The following is a 700-nucleotide window of genomic DNA, read 5'->3' on the forward strand; positions in this document are numbered from 1 at the left end:
CCTCACCTCAGCCGTTTCTTCCCTGACAAAAGAGCTTTACAACCCGAAGGCCTTCTTCACTCACGCGGCATTGCTGGATCAGGCTTGCGCCCATTGTCCAAAATTCCCCACTGCTGCCTCCCGTAGGAGTCTGGGCCGTGTCTCAGTCCCAGTGTGGCTGGTCGTCCTCTCAGACCAGCTACTGATCGTCGCCTTGGTGAGCCTTTACCTCACCAACTAGCTAATCAGACATCGGCCGCTCCAAAAGCATGAGGYCCGAAGRTCCCCCACTTTCTTCCGTAGAACGTATGCGGTATTAGCGTAACTTTCGCTACGTTATCCCCCACTTCTGGGTACGTTCCGATGTATTACTCACCCGTTCGCCACTCGCCGCCAGGTTGCCCCGCGCTGCCGTTCGACTTGCATGTGTAAAGCATGCCGCCAGCGTTCAATCTGAGCCAGGATCAAACTCTTCAGTTTAATCTCTGTTTAATCGTTTTGTTCGTCAGCAGCAGAGAAGCGAGATTAGATTATGCAGTGTTTCGCAGTGTTCGTCAACTTCTTTTTGCTTCGTGCCTTTCGGACACACCTCGCTGAAACTGCCGGAAAAACCTGAATCGGCGGTCGTGTTCAACGAGGGACCGAATGATAGCAAAGCCCCGGCGGCCCCGCAAGGCCCGCACATGCAGCGCCACACTGCAGACGCGCGCCGGACCGGTAC

1 rRNA gene is annotated in these 700 nt (G+C 55.3%); it reads right to left on the minus strand.

Features of this window, described 5'->3' with window-relative positions:
- Window positions 1–459: ribosomal RNA gene (locus AC1DOQ_RS26915) — 16S ribosomal RNA — on the minus strand; the annotation flags it as partial.
- Window positions 460–700 lie beyond the last annotated feature (241 nt).

The sequence above is a fragment of the Massilia sp. 01N417 genome (assembly GCF_056399645.1).